The following is an 18,523-nucleotide window of genomic DNA, read 5'->3' on the forward strand; positions in this document are numbered from 1 at the left end:
TTAAGATTATAATATTATAACTTGTCAACGGCGAAATTTCCTGACGTTGCGTAGCCGGGCCGATCGCTGGAAAGCATTCGCCGCAACCGCTAAGAATGAGCGGTTACTGCGTGATCCCCTTGGCGGATCCCGCCTGCTTTGGAGCCATTCGAGATGACCGATAGGCCAGGGGACGGCCCGGGCGGAAAAAAACCGCAACGCCTTGGCGTCCGCGAGATCGCCAAGCGTGTCGGCGTCGCGCCGATGACGGTGTCGCGCGCGCTGTCCAATCCCGACATGGTGTCGCCGGAGACACGCATCAGAGTGCTCGAAGCGATCGAGCAGGCCGGCTTCGTGCCCAACCGGCTGGCCTCAAGCATGCGCGGCAATGGCCGCATGATCGGCACGGTGGTGCCGCCGCTGATCAATTCGGGTATCGCCGAACAGGTGCAAGGCATGTCCGACGAATGCCACGAGAGCGGCTATTCGATGCTTCTGGTGCAGGGTGAATTCACGCAGGAAGCGGAGGAAAAATCGATCCGCAATCTGCTCGGCTGGCGACCGGTCGGCATGATCCTGCAGAGCTTCGTGCAAAGCGAGGCGGCACGCGCGCTTCTGAAGAGTAGCGGCGCACCGGTGGTCGAAATATCCGAGATCAAGGGCCGCAAGCCGATAGACATGGTGGTCGGCGTCTCCAACTTCGAGACCGCCTATGCCATGACCATGCATCTGGCGGCCAAGGGCTACAAGCGCATCGGCTTCGTCTCGACGCCGATCCATGGCAATGATCGTTTGCAGCAGCGCCGCACCGGCTATCATGCCGCACTCACCGAACTTGGTTTCAAGAACCATGCCGACATGGAGGTCGAAGTGCCGATCACCGCGCAGGGCGGTGCCGAGGCATTGCTGACGCTGACCTCCAGGCACAGGGATATCGATGCCATCTTCTTTTCCAGCGACACGCTGGCTGTCGGTGCCGTCCAGGAATGCCACCGCCGCCGCTGGGCGGTGCCCGGCAGGATCGCGATCGCCGGCTATGGCGACATGGATCTGGCCGCGCAGCTTTATCCGCCCCTGACCACGGTGAAGGTCAACCGCTACGAGATGGGCCGCCGCGCGGTGCGGCAATTGCTGGCGAGGCTCGGCGGCGACACCAAGGTGCCGACCATCACCAGCCTCGGCTTCGAGATCGTCGACCGCGAAAGCGCGTGATCAGGGTTTCCTTGCGGGTTGCTCGCGCCGCCCGAGGCGCTTTTCCCAGCCTTCGGCATGGACGTTGAGATAGGCGTTGGGATCGTAGGGGTGATCCTTGATCGCCTCGATGTCGAGATCGATGCCGAGCCCCGGCGCGTCCGGCAGCGACAGGTGGCCGTTGTCCGGATTGACCGTCGGATGCCAGGTCACCAGCTCGCGCGTCCACGGATCGTTGAAGGCGTCGAAATGCTCCTGGATGAGGAAATTCGGCACCGCCGCCGCCAGTTGCAGGCACACCGCCGTCGCCACCGGTCCGCCGCTCTGGTGCGGCGCGATGTGGCTGCCATGCGCGAGCGCCAGATTGGCCACCTGCATGGACGGCGCGATGCCGCCGAGCGACATCGGTTCGGGCTGGAAGATGTTGACACCACCGCCAGCAGCCAGCGTGTAGAACTGCCCGATCGTGTCGTACATCTCGCCGGTCGCAACCGGGATCGGCGAGCGATGCGCCACTTCGTGCACGGTCTCCTGCCGGTCGCGCGAGGTCGGCTCCTCCCACCAGTAGATGTCCAGGTCAGCGAACTTCCGCGCCGCCTGCAGCGCCGCGATCTCGGTGAAGCGGGCATGCACGTCGATCAGTATCAGCGTGTCCTTCGGTAGCTTGTCACGCAAGGTTCGGCAGATCGCGTAGGAGAGATCCAGTTCCTCGCGCGAGATAAAGCCCTGCGCGGTGCCGAACGGGTCGAGCTTGAACGCCTTGAAGCCCTTGGCCAGCACCGCCTTGGCGGCTTCCAGAAAGGCCTCCGGCGTGCGCTCGGTGCGGTACCAGCCATTGGCGTAGCCGAGCACGCTGTCGCGCACCTGGCCGCCGAGCAACTGGTGGATCGGCACGCCGAGGCTCTTGCCCAGAATGTCCCAGCAGGCGACCTCGACCGCCGCGATCACCGTGCGGTGGATATGGCCGCCGTCTAGCGAGACGCTATCCAGCATGCGCTTGGCCAGCGCGTTGATGCGGCGCGGGTCCTGGCCGATGGCGAGGTGCTTGAGTTCGTGTACACCCGCTTCGGTGGTCTTGATGAAGCCGTTCAGCGTGCCCTCGCCGATGCCATGGATGCCCTTGTCCGTGTGCACCTTGACGAAGAGCCAGTTCTTCCAGCCGGCGCCGACGGCAAAGGTCTCGATGTCGGTGATCTTCATGCGGCAGTCCTAGTTCAACGCGGCAATTGTTGCGACGATGGCGTCGGTCGTCAGCCCGTATTTCGCCTGCAAGGTCGGCACCGCGCCGCATTCGATATAGCGGTCGGGCAGGCCGATGCGCGTCACTCTCCTAGCAATGCCGGCGTCGAACAAGGTCTCCACCACAAGGCTCGCCAGCCCGCCGACCACGACATGGTTTTCCGCCGTGACGATATGGTTGAAGCCAGCGGCAAATTCCGCCACCGCCCCGGCGTCGAACGGCTTTATCGTCGGCATATGCAGCACGCCGGCCGAGATGCCTTGTTTGCCCAACGCATCCGCCGCATCCAGCGCCCGCTCGGTCATGAAGCCGGTCGAGATGATGCCGACATCGGAACCTTGGCGAAGGCGGCGCGCCTTGCCGATCTCGAAGATGTAGCCGGGCTCGAACACTACCGGCACGCTGCCACGCAATAGCCGCATGTAACACGGACCCCTATGCTCCGCGATCGCTTCCGTGGCTGCTTCGATCTCGGTCGCGTCGCAAGGGTCGATGATGGTCAGGCCGGGGATCATGCGCATCAAGGCCAGGTCCTCGATCGCCTGATGCGTGCCGCCATAGCCGGTGGTCAGTCCCGGCAGGCCGGCGACGATCTTGACGTCGAGGTTGGAGTGGGCGAGCGCGATGGCAACGAAATCATAGGCGCGCCGCGTCGCGAACACGCCATAGGTGGTGGCGAACGGCACCTTGCCCGTGCGCGCCAGCCCGGCGGCCACCGCGACCAGGTTCTGCTCGGCCATGCCGACATTGAAGAAGCGGTCCGGGAAGGCGTCGCGGAACGGCAAGATATCGGTGTATTTGCCGAGATCGGCGGTCAGTCCGACAATGTCTGGACGGCTCTGGCCAAGCCGCGCCAAAGCCTTGCCGAAAGGCGCCTCCACGCTCCGCCGCCCGCCGCCAACCGCTTCGTCCTGGCCCATGGCCAGCGTACGCCCGGCCTCCATTGCCGCGCCGCTCATTGGGCTGCCTCCACGGTCTTTTCGAACTCGGCGATGATGCCGTCCCATTGCGCCACGTCGATGCGGAAGAAGTGCGATTTCTCGGAGGTTTCGATGCGCGGCACGCCCTTGCCCGGAAGCGTGCGCAGCACGATCGCCTTCGGCTTGCCGTTGCGGTTCCTCGCATCCGCCAGCGCATCGACTATCATCCTCATGTCGTTGCCGTCGATCTCCGATGTCTGCCAGCCGAAGGCGCGCCATTTGTCGGCCACCGGCTCCATGTCGAGCACCACCGGGCCATCGGCCTGGATACCGTTGCAGTCGACCAGCGCCACCAGCCCGTCGAGCCTGAAATGGCTGGCCGACATCGCCGCTTCCCAAGTCGAGCCTTCCTGCATCTCACCGTCGGAAAGCTCGACGAAGACGCGTGCGTCGGAGCCGCCCACGCGCAGGCCCAGCGCCTGGCCGACGCCTTGTCCCAGGCCATGGCCGAGCGAGCCGCCGATCACTTCGACACCGGGCGTGGTGTCGAGCGTCGACATCTCCAGCCGGCTGTTGTCGGCGCCATAGGTGATCAATTCGTCGACGGGAATGATGCCGGCCTCGGCCAGTGCGGCCCACAGTGCGATGGAATAATGCCCGGTCGAGAGCAGGAAGCGGTCGCGATCGGGCCATGCCGGATTGTGCGGATCGTAGCGCAGTTCGTGGAAATACAGCGCGGCCAGCATATCGGCGATGCCGAGGCCCTGACCGATATAGCCCTGGCCCTGGCCGCGCGCCATGGTCAGCATGTGCCGGCGCAGCCGTATCGCCTTGCGTTCGAGCGCGCCGATGTCGGCGCTGCCGGGAGGGGAGTTTCGCAGCATGTGATCAGTCCTTGTCGAGCCCGCCCGACATGTTGAGCCGCTCGGCGGTCATGTATTTGGGCGAATCGAGGCAGAGCCAGACGACGGCCTCGGCGACCTCCGAGATCTCGGCGCGGCGGCCGAGCGGGATGCGGCGGGTGCGTTCATCAAGGAAGGCCTGCAGATCGTTGCGGCCATTGGCGCGGGCGAGATCCACCTCGGTCGAGCGCTGCATCTCGGTGTCCATCATGCCCGGCGCCAGGCTGTTGACCAGCACGCCATAGGGCGCCAGCGCCACGGCCGCGGCCCGCGTGATGGAATCGACGCCGGCCTTGCTTGCCGTGTAGGCGGTGTAGTCGGGCAGCGCCATGCGCGAACCCGGCGAGGTGATGTTGATGATGCGTCCCGAACGCTGCTCGCGCATCACCCGGCCCGCCGCCTTGCACGCCATGGCGAGTGCCGTGACGTTGAGCGCCAGCGTACGCGTCCAGGCCTTGTAGGTGGCGTCGAGAAACGGTTCGATCACGCCGTAGCCGGCATTGTTGACGAGGATATCGATGCCGCCCCAGCGCGCGACCACTTTTTCTACCGCTGTTTCCGGCGCGCCTTCCCCGGTGAAATCGCTGACGATGCTTTCGGCGTCCGCGCCGGCCTCGCCGATCAGCCTGGAGGTCTCGGCAAGCCCTTCGCCATTGATGTCGGTAACCCCAACGACACAGCCGCGCCGAGCCAACTGGATCGCCACCTCGCGGCCGAGGCCGCCCGCGGCACCGGTGACCAGGGCTCTGCTGGACGTCGTGTTCTGATTTTCGGCAGGCAAGCGAGCACCCTCCCCGGTGACCATCTTGACGCATCTGATACCGGTACCATAAATGGCTGTCAACGAGGATATGCTACTGTCCTGTCAGCCGCTCGGTCCGTTGGAAGGGGGAGACAAAGATGAAAATCGTCGCGCTCGAAACGCTGCAGCTGGCCGAGTTTCCATTCCTGTTCTGGCTGCGCGTCCACACCGATGCCGGTCTCATCGGCACCGGAGAGACCTTCTGGGCGCCGGGGCCGGTCGCGGCCCACATCCACGACAATGTCGCCGCCTATCTCCTGGGCAAGGATCCGCGCGACATCGAGCTGCATGACCGCATGCTTGGCAGCGTCTATGTCGGCGCGCGGGATTCCGGCGCCGAGGTGCGCGGCAATTCCGCCGTCAACATCGCGCTCTGGGATATCTATGGCCAAGCGCTCGGCGAACCGGTCTGGCGGCTGCTTGGCGGCCGCACCCACAAGACCGTGCCGATCTACAACACTTGCGCCGGCTACAAACATGTCCGCGCCACTAGGAAGAACGCTCTGTTCGAGCGCGGCGAGGACTGGTCTCTGAAGGCGGGCGATTCGAACGAGGGCCCGTACGAAGACCTGCTCGCCTGGCGCTACAATGCCGGCGATCTCGCCAGGAGCCTGAAATCCGAAGGCATTGGCGCGATGAAGATATGGCCGTTCGACATCGCCGCGGAGGTATCGAACGGCACCCGCATTTCGCTCCCCGATCTCGACAAGGCGCTGGAGCCGTTCCAGAAGATCCGCGACGCTGTCGGCCGCGACATGGAAATCATGGTCGAGCTGCACGGGCTGTGGACCTTGCCGCCCGTGCTGCGCATCGCGGAGGCGCTGAAAGCGTATGACGTCGCCTGGCTGGAGGAACCGATCCGCTACAATGAACTCGACGCCATGGCCGAACTTGCCCGCCACACCTCAATTCCCATTGCCGCCAGCGAGCGGCTCGCCTCGCGGCAGATGTTCAAGCAACTGATCGACAAGCGCGCGGCCAGCGTCATCATGATCGACCTCGCCTGGTGCGGCGGGCTCTCCGAAGCGCGCAAGATCGCCAACATGGCCGAGGCCAGTGAACTGCCTGTCACCTTGCACGACTGTACCGGGCCGATCGTCTATGCCGCCAGCTGCGCGCTGTCGGCCACCTTGCCGAACATCAACTACCAGGAAGCGGTGCGCGCCTATTTCACCGGCTGGTACACCGAAATCGTCGCCGACATTCCGCCGGTCAAGGACGGCCATGTCGCGCCGCTCGATGGGCCCGGGCTCGGTCTCAGCCTGCGTCCGGAACTGTTCCAGCGCCCGGATGCCACGGTGCGCATGACGAGAATCTAGCTCTTCATGCGGCTTTGCCTGGAGCCAGTAGACATTATGCTATTATAATCTATGATGCGCCGAAGCGGGCGGCAAACAAGCCCGCTGCCGGCGCTCTGCCGCCCGGCGTCAGATGGATTCAGGGAGGCTTTGGTGGCAATGTCTGCGGCGCGCGCACGCGAGGAGTCGAGGGGTGCGCCAAACCTCCCCGACCGGAAGATCCTGCTCGATCTGTTCGAACGCATGGTGCTGTTGCGCCGTTTCGAAAGCATCGCCCAGATCGCTTGCCGCAAGGGCGAAACGCCGGGCTTCCTGCATCTCTATATCGGCGAGGAGGCGACCGGCGTCGGCGTCTGCGCCCACCTCAGGCCAACCGACTGGGTCACATCGACTCATCGCGGCCATGGTCATGCTCTGGCCAAGGGCGCCGATCCCGGCCGCGTCATGGCCGAACTGTTCGGCAAGGTCGATGGCATTTGCGGCGGCCGCGGCGGCACCATGCATCTTTACGACCGCTCGGTCGGCCTGTTCGGCACCAACGGCATCGTCGCCGCCGGCATTGGCCATGCCGTCGGCATCGGCATGAGCGCGCGCAAGCAGGGCCGTGACGATATCGGCGTCGCCTTCTTCGGCGACGGCGCCGCCAACCATGGCGGCTTCCACGAGGCGCTCAATTTCGCCGCCGTGCAGCGGGCGCCGGCTGTCTTCATCTGCGAGAACAATCTCTACGCCACGGCGACGCCGCTCAACTCCATCACGCTCAATCCTGAGATCGCCACCAAGGCCGCTTCCTATGGCATGCCCGGCGTGGCTGTCGACGGCAATGATGTCTTCGCCGTCTGGCTGGCGATGAAGGAGGCCACCGAGCGCGCCCGTTCGGGCAAGGGCCCGACGCTGATCGAGGCCAAGACCTACCGCACCGTCGGCCATCACGAAGGCGATCCGGTCATCGGCACTTACCGGACGCAAGAGGAACTCGACGCCTGGATCAAGCGCGATCCGATCGACATGTTCCGCAGGAAACTGGTCGAGGAGTACGGCATCGCCGATGCCGAGGCGCTGGCCGCCATCGAGGCGCGGATCGAGAAGGTGGTCGAAGAAGCGCTGAACTTCGCCCGCAACTCGCCCGAGCCCGATCCGGCTACGGTGCGCCTGCATGTCTTTGCCGATCCGATCAACCCGCCCGCCGCCCTGCAGCCGCGCGCCGTTGGCGAGACCCGCACGCAAGGCTGGCTTGAGGCCGTGCGCGACGGCATCGCCGAGGAGATGCGCGCCGATCCGGCGATCCTCTATTTCGGCGAAGGCACCGGCGAGCGTGGCGGCAGTTTTGCCCACACCAAAAACCTCTGGCAGGAATTCGGCGCCGATCGCATGGTCGACACGCCGATCTCTGAACAGGGTTTCACCGCTGCCGCCGTCGGCGCCTCCGCCACCGGCGCCCGCACAGTCTCCGACCTGATGTTCGCCGACTTCGCTTTCGAGACCGCCGGCCAGATCTTTTTGCAGGCGGCGAAGTTGCGCTACATGACCAGCGGCTTGATGAGCGCGCCGATGGTGGTGCGCGTCGGCGCCGGCGCGCTGCGCAGTTCAGGCCCGCATCACAGCGGCATCTATCATCCGGTCTTTGCCCATATGCCGGGCCTCATCGTCTGCGTGCCCTCGACACCGGCCGACGCCAAGGGTCTGATGAAGACGGCGCTCAGAGCCGGCGACCCGGTCATCATGCTGGAACCCAAGGCGCTGTTCGCCTCAAAGGGCGAGGTGCCGGTCGGCGAGCATTTTGTCCCGTTCGGCGTCGCGCGCATCGCCCGGGCTGGCACCGACATCACCATCGTTGCTGCCGGCCAGATGGTGCAGCGCGCGCTCGAGGCAGCGGAAGCGCTGGCGGCCGAAGGTGTCGAAGTCGAGGTGATCGATCCGCGCACCATCATGCCACTCGACATCGACACCATTGTCGCCAGTATTAGGAAAACCCATCGCCTGCTCATCGTCGATGAGGCCTGGGCGATGTGCGGCCTTGGCGGCGAGATCGCCCAGGCCATCAACGAGCTCGCCTTCGACGAACTCGACGCACCGCCCGGCAGGCTGCACACGGCGCCGACCTCGCATCCCTTCGCGCCCGTTCTGGAGCGCGCCATGCTGGTCGACACCGCCCGGATTGTCCAAGGCGCTCGCGATGTCATTGCCGGCAAGCCGCCGGTGCCGGATCACTGGTACACGGTCGGTCTGAAAAGCGCTGCGCCGGCTAAGTCGGTACCTACCCCGGTGAAGCCGCAGCCCGCCGCGCCGGCAGTTGCGGCAACGGCTGCTCCCGGCGACGACGAACCGATAACGATGCCGTTCGGCGACCTCACCGTCAGCGAAGGCACGGTCGTCAAATGGCTGAAGGCGGTTGGCGAAACGGTCAAGGAGGGCGAACTGATCGCCGAGATCGAGACCGACAAGGCCGTGGTCGAGATCGAGGCACCGATCAGCGGAACGCTTGCCGCAATCGATCAGCCGGTCGGCGCCGTGGTGCCGATGGGCGGCCGCATCGGCGGCATCAAGAAATAGACCTCTACCCAGACATGAAATCCGAAGGGCAAGCATGAAGATCCTGTGCGCCAACTGGCAAGCCGCCGACGAAGCCGAACTCGAGCGTGAGCATTATCCCGACATCGAGTTCATCCTCGCCCGCTCGACCAACGACAAGGCGGCCACGCTGGACCCGGCCGTCTGCCAGACGGTCGACGCCGTCATCAACTATTCGCCCACGCACAATGTCGCCGCCGCGCCATCGGCCTTTCCCAAGGCACGCATCGCGGTGCGCTCCGGCGTCGGCTTCGACAACATCGACACGGTGGGTTGGGGGACGCGCAAGATCCCCGCCTGCAATGTGCCGGACTATGGCACGACCGAAGTCGCCGATCACGCCATTGGCCTGATGCTGGCGCTGACGCGCGGCACCTCTGCCTATGGCGCCGAGCTTGCCGGCAATGGCGCCGAAGGCTGGCATTTCTCCAAGGCGCCGCTGGTGCGCCGGCACAAGGGTGCCACCTTCGGCATCGTCGGTCTCGGCCGCATCGGGCTCGCCACCGCGCGCCGCGCCGCGGCCTTCGACATGAAGGTGGTGTTTTACGACCCGCATCTCCTGTCCGGCGTTGACCTGTCGACCGGTTACGAGCGGGTCCATTCGCTGGGCGAACTGATGGCGCGCGCGGATGTGGTGAGCGTCCACGCGCCGCTGAGCGAGGAAACCCGCAAGCTTCTCGGCGCGGCCGCCTTCGCCGCCGCCAAGCCCGGTCTTGTCCTGGTCAACACGGCGCGCGGCCCGATCGTCGATCTCGACGCGCTTGAAGCCGCCATGCGCAGGGGCACCGTCGCCGGCGCGGGACTGGACGTCTTGCCGAACGAACCCGGCGATCTCGACCATCCGCTGCTGGTGGCCTGGCGTCGCCGCGAAGCGTGGATCGCCAATCGCCTCATCGTCACTCCGCATGCCGCCTTCTACAGTCCGGCATCGATGCGCGACCTCCGGCTGAAATCGATCGAGGTGGTGCACGCCTATCTCGCCGAGGGACGGCTGACCAACTGCGTGAATTCAGAGTATCTGAAATGAACATCGCGGTGGCGCAATCCGGACGTCTGGCTGCTTCGCCCTATGCCCGCCGGCTGGCGCGCGAACGAAGCCTGTCGCTGGAAACGCTCCGCGGCAGCGGTCCGGGCGGACGCATCCTGGCCGCCGATGTGTTGGGCTTCGTTTCGGCTGGCGCGCCGGCCGCTTCGCCCGGGGCCGCCCTGCGTGTGGCAGCGCCCCAAATCGCCGTGCCCCGTGTCGCCGCTTTCGCAACCTCCATTGCGCTCGGCACCCTGCAAGATCTATTGGCGGCGCTGAAGAATTCGGGACGTACATTCGATGTCGACGACGTGCTGTTGCGCGCGGCCGGTCGAGCATTTCTCGAAATACCGGACGCCTGCGGCGTCGGCGATGCGGCCGTGGCGCTGGAACTGGCTGGCGGACAGGCGGTATTCGCCGTGGTCCCCGAGATGCCGCTGACATCGCTGCGCGCCATGCGGCTCGCCGCCTTGGCCGACAGCCGTGACGAAGCGGACAAACCGGCGGCTCTGTCTCTGCGGCTGCTCCCGGAGAGCGACGTCAGGCCGGTGATGATACCGCTCCTGGCCGGCCGTGCCATGCGCCTCACTGTCTCGGTCAATACGTCAGGCGATCATGCCGAATGCCTGCTGACGGTGGATGCGGCAAGCGTTGATGAGGCCACCGCTGCCACGTGGCTCGCGATCCTGAAATCGGCGATCGAACAGCCGCTTCGGCTCTTGGTCTGAGACGGATGATCGTCAACAGCCTTGCCTAGCCTCCGGGTGAGGAAGCTATTATAAAAGCTTTGACATTAGAGCAATTCCAGGAAAAGTGCGAAGCGGTTTTCCGTCCGGAATTGCGTCAAACAAGAGATAGAGCGTTTCGCCGTTTCCGTGAAACGGTGAAACGCTCTAGGCGCGACGAGGCTCATGGATCATTCCGCTCCCACCATCGACAGTCTTCCCAGGCGGACACTCGGCCGCGCCAATGGGCCGCTTTACCGCCAGCTTGCCGACATATTGCGCGAACCGATCGGCAACGGCACCTTCCCGGTCGGCGGCGAACTGCCGAAGGAAGCGACCATTGCCGAGCATTTCGGCGTCAGCCTGATCACTGTTCGCCAGGCGCTGCGCGATCTTGAGGCCGACGGGCTGATCCGGAAACGCTCAGCCAAGCCGGCGGTGGTCGCGGCCCGCAATCCGTCGGTCAATCTGAGCTGGAAGTTCAAGAACTTTGCCGACATGGCGGCCTTCACCAAGGATGCGAAACTGACGGTGAAATCCTATCGCAAGGAGGTTTCGCCCGTGCTCCAGCGCCATTTCGGCATGGGCAAGGACGAAGCGGGCTACTGCTTGCGCAGCGTGCTGTCGATCGGCGAACAGCGCAAGGCGCAGATCACCACCTATTTCCCGCCCGACATCGGCGCGCGCCTGAAGCGGGAAGACTTTTCCGACGTGCTGATCTTCCGTTCGGTGCAGAAACATCTCGGCCTGCGGCTCGACGTGGCGCATGTCACGGTGCGCGCCGAGATCGCCGACGAGGTGGTTGCCGCCGACCTCGGCATCACGCTCGGCAGCCCGGTGCTGACGGTGGAGATGCTCTACCAGTCGGCGGACCAGCGCAGCATCGAATTCTCCGTTGCCCGCCATCCCGCGGACATTTTCAGCATCACCTACGACGCACCCAACGATCTGTCCTGAAGCGCGCCGGAGGCCGTATTTTCTGCCGGGATCGCATAGACAGGCTCATAAAATTATAATAGCATGATAGCTAGGCTGAAGTGCCGTCCACGAGAGAAGTCGCAAGGGAGGAAATCTGGCGAATTCGGCTCGCGGACGCAGCCTCGGGGAAGTCTGGTCAAATTGACATTCGCAATTGGTACCGGTATCAATTTTTCATCTTCATCCGATCAAGATGGCGCAGTCCATCACCGGCTGGACAGGAAACACTGGGAGGAAGACCATGAAATTGAGGAGCTTGAGCGCCTGCTTCGCGGCGCTGGCCGGGTTCGCAGTCTCGATGGGCGCTATGCCGGGCCATACCGCAACCCAAAAGCCTTACGTCATCTATCTCTCGAACAATTTCGTTGGCAATGACTGGCGCCAGCAGATGGAGCGCGTCGCCAATGTCGCCGTCAACAAGGGGCCGTTGAAGGGCCGGGTCGACCTCAAGATCGAAAACGCCGAGAACACCGTTCAGGCGCAGATCAATTCGCTGAACAACATTATCCGCCAGAAACCAGCCGCCATCCTCATCGATGCGTCCTCAGCCGAGGCGCTCAATCCCACCATCAAGAAGGCCTGCGACGCCGGCATCATTGTCGTCAGCTTCGACCAGACCGTTTCGGCCGAATGCGCCTACAAGCTGCATTCCGATTTCGATATCATGGCCAACAACCAGGCCGAATGGATGGCCTCCATCCTCGGCGGCAAGGGCAAGGTTCTCATGGATCGCGGCCTCGCCGGCGCGCCGATCTCGGAACAGTTCGAGAAGAATTTTGGTACCGTGCTGAAGAAGTATCCCGGCATCGAGATCGTCGGTTACTTCAACGGCAATTATGCCGCGGGGCCCGAACAGGAGGGCGTCGCCAGCCTGCTCGCCGCCCATCCGGAAGTCGACGGTATCTTTTCGCAGGGCTACGGCACCGGCGCGATCAAGGCGCTGCAGAATGCCGACCGGCCGATGGTGCCCGTCGTCGCCGCCGCCTTCAACGGTACCGGCGTGACGTGCGCCGAGACCAAGGGCGCCAAATGCTGGCTGGGCGCCAATCCGCCCTCGCTATCGGCCGAGGCAATCAAGCTCGCGGTCGACATTCTCGACACCGGCAAGAAGCCGGCCGACACCACCGTACTATTCAACTCACCCGGCCTGACCACGGATATGGTCGATGCCAAATACGCCCCGAATTCCTCGGCGGTGAAGATCGAGCTCGGCAAGACCGTATTTCCGGATCTGGCGCCGGGACTGTCCTTGCCGGTGTCGCCGAGCTGGGTCGAGATCACGCCCAAGGAGGCTTCGGGAACCTGATGTGGATGCAAGGCGCCACTTTAGGCGTCGCGATTTCGCAACGAAAAATGGGAGGAGAAAATCATGAAATCACCAAGCCGTAACATCGGCCTTGCAGCGCTTGCCGTCACCATGATGGCCGCGGGCACACAGGCCGGCCACGCCGAGGACAAGAAGCCCTACACCATCTATCTCTCGAACAATTTCGTCGGCAATGATTGGCGCCAGCAGATGGAGCGTGTCGCCACCGTGTCGGTCAACAAGGGGCCGCTCAAGGGCCGCGTCGACCTCAAGATCGAGAATGTCGACAACACCGTCCAGGCGCAGATCAATTCGCTGAACAACATCATCCGCCAGAAGCCGGATGCCATCCTCGTCGACGCCGGCTCGGACTCGGCCTTGAACCCGACCATCAAGAAGGCCTGCGATGCCGGCATCGTCGTCATCTCCTTCGACCAGGTGGTGACCGAGCCCTGCGCGCTCGCCGTCGCTTCCGACTGGGATCGCATCCCCTCTGTCATGGCCGAATGGATGGCCGCGCAGCTTGGCGGCAAGGGCAACATCATCCTCGACCGCGGCCTCGCCGGTGCGCCTATCTCGGCGCAGCTGCAGCAAGGCTATGAGAAGGTTCTGGCCAAATATCCCGACATCAAGATCGTCGGCTATTACAACGGCAATTATGCGCTTGGACCGGAACAGTCCGGCGTCGCGGCCCTGCTTGCCGCCAATCCGAAGATCGACGGCATCATGACGCAAGGCTATGGCTCCGGCGCCATCCAGGCGTTGAAGGATGCCGGCCGGCCGATCGTCCCGGTCGTCGGCTTCTCCTACAATGTCGCCGCCGTCACCTGCGCGCAGACGCAAGGCGCCAAGTGTATCCTGGGCTCCAACCCGGCCTATCTGTCCTCCGAAGCGATCAAGCTCGCGGTCGACATTCTCGACACCGGCAAGAAACCGGCCGAGCGTTCCGTCTCGGTCAAGGGTGACTTCGTCACCACCGACCCCTTCGAGTCCAAGCTTTATCCCGGCACCAAGATGATCAAGATCGCGATTGGCGAAAATGCGTTCCCCGACCAGGCGCCCGGCCTGACGTTGCCGATCACGCCCGACTGGGTCGAGATCACCGCCGCGGAAGCTGCCGGTACCAAGTAACATCCCGTGACCACGACCCTGTCTCCCGGCATCGCAAGATGTCGGGAGAGCTTTTCGAAGGCGCATTCATGGACCTCGTCACCGTCAACGGCCTGTCCAAACGCTATGGCGGCATCGTCGCGCTGAGCGAGGCGACATTCAGCGCCCGCGCCGGCGAGGTGCACGCGCTGCTCGGTGAGAACGGCGCGGGCAAAAGCACCTTCATCCAGATCCTGTCGGGCGCCGTACGGCACGATGGCGGCTCGATCCTGGTCGATGGCCAGGATTATCGTCCCGCTGATCCGGATGCCGCACGGGCACTCGGCATTGCCGCCGTCTTCCAGGAATTGTCGCTGATCCCCGATCTCAGCGTGGAACAGAACATCTGGTTCCGCCACGAGCCAAGAACGCTGCTGCGCACGGTCAACCGCGCGGAGATGCGCCGCAAGACGTTGGCGCTGCTGGAAAAATACAATTTCCCAACACTCCGCCCCGACCAGGAGTTGCGGCGGCTGACGCTGGCCGAACGACAGATCGTCGAGATCGCCAAGGGCCTGGCCAAGGCCCCGCGCATCCTGATCCTCGACGAGGCGACCTCGGCTTTGCCGGCGCGTGAAGCCGAATGGCTGCTGAAGCTCACCCGGCAACTGGCCGCCGAAGGCCGGCTGGTCATCTTCATCTCGCATCGCATGGCCGAGGTACGCGCCATCGCCGACCGGCTCACCATCTTCCGCAATGGCAGCACAGTGGCCGCGCATGAAGCCAATGCCGTCTCCGACAACGAGATCGTCACCCAGATGATCGGTCGGCATCTCGACCGGCTCTATCCCGAGCGCATTGCCACCGCCACCGATCGCATTGCGCTGAAGGTCAGGAATTTCTCCAGTGGCGGGCGGCTTTCCGGAGTCGATTTCGCATTGCGTGAGGGCGAAGTTCTCGGCGTCGGTGGCTTGCAGGGCCACGGCCAGCGCGAGCTGTTCCAGGCACTGTTCGGAGCCACAAGAGCGAGCGGCACGGTCGAGCTTTGGGGCAAGCGCGCCTCGATCGGCAATCCACGCCAGGCGTTGACCGGCAAGGACGGCATCGCGCTGGTGCCGGAGGATCGGCGCGGGCAGGGCCTGCTCCTGACCAAGAGCGTGCGCGAAAATTTGACACTGTCGGTGATCAAGCGCTTTACCGAGAACGGCTTGCTCAGCCGGCAAAAGGAAGCCGCCCTGGTCAAGGAAATGGTCGATTTCCTGCGCATCAAGGCCGGCACGCCGGAGCAACTCGCCGGCACCTTGTCCGGTGGCAACCAGCAGAAGGTGATCTTCGGCAAGATGCTGCTCACACAGGCGCGCGTGCTGCTGCTCTACGATCCGACGCGCGGCGTCGATGTCGGCACCAAGGGAGAGATTTTTCAGCTGATGCGCGACCTCGCGGCCAAGGGCTACGCGATCCTGTTCCATTCCAGCGACATGCCGGAACTCGTCCACGTCGCCGACCGCGTGCTGGTCATGCGCAATGGCCGCATTGCCGCGACGCTGGAGGGGGACCAGATCTCGGAGGAGCAGATTTTGCGCGCCGCCATGCTTGAAACAAGGGCGGCCTGAGGCATGGTGATGTCCGCGGAGCACCCTATGGAGATGGCGCAAAGGCCAGCCGAAATCAAACCTGCCAAGCCCGGCATCGACTGGCGCGGCCGGTTGCTCGACCGCGCGCCGTTCCTGGTCGCCTGCCTGATGCTGGCCTTGATCTTCGGTATCTACGGCAGCCTGCAGTCCGGTGTCTTTTCGCTCGATGAGCTCAACCTCGACACGGCTGCGGCAATGACGCTGATGCTGGCGGCCACCGGCCAGACCATCGTGCTGGTGCGTGGTGGCATCGATCTGTCGATCGGCGGCATGATCAGCCTTGGCACGGTGATCGCGGCAACGCGCTTCACCGACGATCCGTCGACCACGGCACTTTGGACACTGATCATCCTGGCGCTCGGCTTCGTCATCGGCGCGCTCAACGGCCTGCTGATCTCGCTGCTCAGGCTGCAGCCATTCCTGGTGACGCTCGCCACCTGGTCGATCCTCAACGGCGTTGCCATGATCATCCTGCCGACCGATGGCGGCAGCATTCCCTCGTGGTGGGTCGGCTTCGCGTCCGCACAACTCATCGGCCTGACCAGCCCTGTCTGGATGCTGCTGGCGTTGCTCGTCTTCTGGTGGTGGTTTCGCGCGACGCGGGTCGGCATCGCCATCCAGGCGACCGGCTCCAACGAGAAATCGGCCTTCCTGTCCGGCGTCTCGATCACAAGGGTCAACCTCGTCACCTACGGCCTGTCGGGCCTGTTCGCGGCCGGTGCGGCGCTGTTCCTGGTGACGCAGACGGGGGCCGGCTCGCCGACCATCGGCAAGGACTATATCCTGCCCTCGGTGGCGGCGGCCGTTATCGGCGGCGTCAGCCTGTTTGGCGGTCGTGGTCATCTTGCCGGCACGCTGATCGGCGCCTTCGTGCTGACCCTGATCGGCAATCTGGTCTTCGTCCTGCATGTGTCGAGCTACTGGCAGCCGGTCGCGTCGGGCGTCATCCTGCTGCTCTCGGTGCTCGCCAGTTCCGTCGCCGAAAAAGCTGCGAGGAGCCGCGTCCAATGAGCGCCTTCCTTGCCCGTAACCGCCTGATCGTGCTCGCTTATGCCGGCATGGTCGTGCTGCTCCTGGTCACGGCGCTGTTTTCGCCGGGCTTCCTGTCGATCTCCAACATGCGCTCGACTGTCGTGCTTGCCGCCTTCGTCGGCATCGTCGCGCTCGGCCAGACCTTCGTCATCATCGGCGGCGGCATCGACCTGTCGGTACCCTGGGTGCTCAACTCGGCCGCCATCATCATGGCGCTGCTATGCGGCGGCCAGGACCTGCCGCTGGTCTGGGTGATGCCGCTGCTGCTTGGCGGCGGCGCGTTCATCGGCTTGATAAACGGCCTCGGCGTTGCCCAGTTCGGCGTGCCGCCGATCATCATGACGCTGGCCACCAACGTCATTCTGCAAGGCCTGATCCTGGTGCTGACCGGCGGTTCGCCAACACCCTCGGCGCCAGCCCTGATCCAGTTCCTCTCGGTCGGCCGCATCGGCGGCTTTCCGGTCATTGCGCTGATCTGGCTGGCATTGACGCTGGTTGCGACGCTGCTGCTCTCCAAGGCGGCGTTCGGCCGCCATCTCTATGCCTTGGGCACCAGCGCCACGGTCGCGGAATTCTCCGGCGTGCCGACAGCGCGCACCACCATCCTCACCTATGTCATATCAGGCCTCACCGCCGCCTTCGCCGGCATGCTTTTGACCGGTTATTCCGGCCAAGCCTATCTCGGCATGGGTGACGCCTATCTGTTCACGTCCATAGCCGCGGTCGCCATCGGCGGCGCCTCGATCCTCGGGGGCAGCGGCCACTATCTCGGCACTGTCGCCGGCGCCATGGTGCTCACCATCCTCACCGGCCTGCTGCCAGCGCTGAACCTGTCGAGCGGAGCGCTGCTTATCGTCTATGGCGCGGTGATCCTGCTCACCGTGTCGATCGGCAGCGAAACCTTCGCCGGGCTTGGCGGCAAGCTGCGCAGAAAAGAGGGCTGACCATGGTCGAAATTTCTTGTGTCGTCGACGCCAGGGCCGAGCTCGGCGAAGGGACGCTCTGGGACCCCCAGGCCGGCGTGCTGTGGTGGATCGACATCTGGAAGAAGCTGATCCACCGCTACGATCCGTCGAGCGGCAAGGACGAGACCTTCGAGACACCGGAATATCTTGGCTGCCTCGGCCTGCGCGAGAAAGGCGGCCTGGTGCTGACCATGACCAACGGTTTTCATTTCTTCGACCCAGTGACCGGCGGGTTCGAGGCGATCGTCGATCCGGAAGCGCATATGCCGAAGACCCGCTTCAACGACGGCAAGCCGGACCGCCAGGGCCGCTTCTGGTCTGGCTCGATGTTCGAGGTGCCGGGCCAGCCGATCGAATTCATAGGTGCACTCTACAGGCTCGATCCCGATCTCTCGGTGCACAAGATGATCGACCGCATCGGCTGCTCCAACGGGCTCGCCTGGAGCCCGGATTCAAAGACCATGTACTTCTCCGACAGCCATGCCGGCGCGGTCTGGGCCTATGATTTCGATCCCGCCACCGGCGATATCGAGAACCGCCGCACCTTCATCGACATGACGGTGACCGGCGGCGTTGCCGACGGCGCCACGGTTGACGCCGAAGGCTGCTACTGGGTGACCATTCCGGTGACCAGCAAGATCTGCCGCTACGACCCCGACGGTCGGCTGATGCAGACGGTGCTGCTGCCGACCGATCTGCCGACCTGCTGCGAATTCGGCGGCAAGGACCTCGACATCCTCTATGTCACCTCGGCCGTGCTGAAGCGTCCCAACAGCCACTTCATCGGCCAGAAGAACCCTGGCGGATTGTTCGCGCTCGATGTCGGCGTCAAGGGCCTGACCTTGCCGGCCTTCAAGGGCTGACGTC

16 protein-coding genes are annotated in these 18,523 nt (G+C 64.3%); 12 read left to right on the forward strand and 4 right to left on the reverse strand.

Going from position 1 to position 18,523, the window contains the following annotated elements; translation table 11 throughout:
- Positions 1-153: 153 nt before the first annotated feature.
- Positions 154-1,191: a LacI family DNA-binding transcriptional regulator gene (locus tag AC1VON_RS06080; RefSeq protein ID WP_483120946.1), complete on the forward strand. Its 1,038-nt coding sequence runs from the start codon at positions 154-156 to the stop codon at positions 1,189-1,191.
- Here the strand turns inward: AC1VON_RS06080 and AC1VON_RS06085 are convergent, their stop codons facing one another.
- The 4 genes from AC1VON_RS06085 to AC1VON_RS06100 are packed head-to-tail and all read right to left on the reverse strand — an operon-like array spanning position 1,192 to position 5,013.
- The gene (locus AC1VON_RS06085) at positions 1,192-2,370 is read right to left on the reverse strand and encodes a mandelate racemase/muconate lactonizing enzyme family protein (protein ID WP_483120948.1); all 1,179 of its coding nucleotides are present in this window, start codon (positions 2,368-2,370) and stop codon (positions 1,192-1,194) included.
- Positions 2,371-2,379: 9 nt separating this feature from the next.
- Complete coding sequence (locus AC1VON_RS06090; RefSeq protein WP_483120949.1) at positions 2,380-3,369, reverse strand: transketolase family protein; 990 nt, start codon at positions 3,367-3,369, stop codon at positions 2,380-2,382.
- Positions 3,366-4,214: a transketolase gene (locus AC1VON_RS06095; protein WP_483120951.1), complete on the reverse strand. Its 849-nt coding sequence runs from the start codon at positions 4,212-4,214 to the stop codon at positions 3,366-3,368. The genes AC1VON_RS06090 and AC1VON_RS06095 overlap by 4 nt, the downstream gene beginning before the upstream one ends.
- Positions 4,215-4,218: 4 nt before the next feature.
- A complete protein-coding gene (locus AC1VON_RS06100) occupies positions 4,219-5,013 on the reverse strand; it encodes an SDR family NAD(P)-dependent oxidoreductase (protein WP_483120953.1) in 795 nt (264 codons plus the stop codon).
- 119 nt (positions 5,014-5,132) lie between these two features.
- Between AC1VON_RS06100 and AC1VON_RS06105 the strand changes: the two genes are divergently transcribed.
- The 11 genes from AC1VON_RS06105 (at position 5,133) to AC1VON_RS06155 (ending at position 18,519) form a co-directional block, all read left to right on the forward strand.
- A complete protein-coding gene (locus AC1VON_RS06105) occupies positions 5,133-6,353 on the forward strand; it encodes a mandelate racemase/muconate lactonizing enzyme family protein (RefSeq protein WP_483120954.1) in 1,221 nt (406 codons plus the stop codon).
- 138 nt (positions 6,354-6,491) lie between these two features.
- Positions 6,492-8,885 (forward strand): thiamine pyrophosphate-dependent enzyme, encoded by a 2,394-nt coding sequence (locus AC1VON_RS06110; RefSeq protein WP_483120956.1) that lies wholly within the window; start codon positions 6,492-6,494, stop codon positions 8,883-8,885.
- Between the two features lie 34 nt (positions 8,886-8,919).
- Positions 8,920-9,930: a C-terminal binding protein gene (locus tag AC1VON_RS06115; RefSeq protein ID WP_483120958.1), complete on the forward strand. Its 1,011-nt coding sequence runs from the start codon at positions 8,920-8,922 to the stop codon at positions 9,928-9,930.
- Positions 9,927-10,655 carry an E3 binding domain-containing protein gene (locus AC1VON_RS06120; RefSeq protein WP_483120960.1) on the forward strand — a complete coding sequence of 243 codons (729 nt, stop codon included), beginning with the start codon at positions 9,927-9,929 and terminating at the stop codon, positions 10,653-10,655. The genes AC1VON_RS06115 and AC1VON_RS06120 overlap by 4 nt, the downstream gene beginning before the upstream one ends.
- 183 nt (positions 10,656-10,838) lie before the next feature.
- Positions 10,839-11,609, forward strand: a complete 771-nt coding sequence (locus AC1VON_RS06125; RefSeq protein WP_172347450.1) for a GntR family transcriptional regulator — start codon at positions 10,839-10,841, stop codon at positions 11,607-11,609.
- A 262-nt stretch (positions 11,610-11,871) separates the two neighbouring features.
- Entirely contained in the window at positions 11,872-12,936 is a 1,065-nt protein-coding gene (locus AC1VON_RS06130; RefSeq protein WP_483120961.1) for a substrate-binding domain-containing protein, read from the forward strand.
- Positions 12,937-12,999: 63 nt separating this feature from the next.
- Positions 13,000-14,067: a substrate-binding domain-containing protein gene (locus tag AC1VON_RS06135; protein ID WP_483120963.1), complete on the forward strand. Its 1,068-nt coding sequence runs from the start codon at positions 13,000-13,002 to the stop codon at positions 14,065-14,067.
- A gap of 68 nt (positions 14,068-14,135) precedes the next feature.
- A complete protein-coding gene (locus tag AC1VON_RS06140) occupies positions 14,136-15,638 on the forward strand; it encodes a sugar ABC transporter ATP-binding protein (RefSeq protein ID WP_246740861.1) in 1,503 nt (500 codons plus the stop codon).
- A 27-nt stretch (positions 15,639-15,665) separates the two neighbouring features.
- Positions 15,666-16,670 (forward strand): ABC transporter permease, encoded by a 1,005-nt coding sequence (locus tag AC1VON_RS06145; protein ID WP_483120965.1) that lies wholly within the window; start codon positions 15,666-15,668, stop codon positions 16,668-16,670.
- A complete protein-coding gene (locus AC1VON_RS06150; RefSeq protein ID WP_483120967.1) occupies positions 16,667-17,635 on the forward strand; it encodes an ABC transporter permease in 969 nt (322 codons plus the stop codon). Before AC1VON_RS06145 ends, AC1VON_RS06150 begins: the two co-directional genes overlap by 4 nt.
- Positions 17,636-17,637: 2 nt before the next feature.
- On the forward strand, positions 17,638-18,519 hold the full coding sequence (locus AC1VON_RS06155) for an SMP-30/gluconolactonase/LRE family protein (RefSeq protein WP_483120969.1): 882 nt from the start codon (positions 17,638-17,640) through the stop codon (positions 18,517-18,519).
- Positions 18,520-18,523 lie beyond the last annotated feature (4 nt).

The organism is Mesorhizobium sp. HAY1-8B (assembly GCF_056868045.1).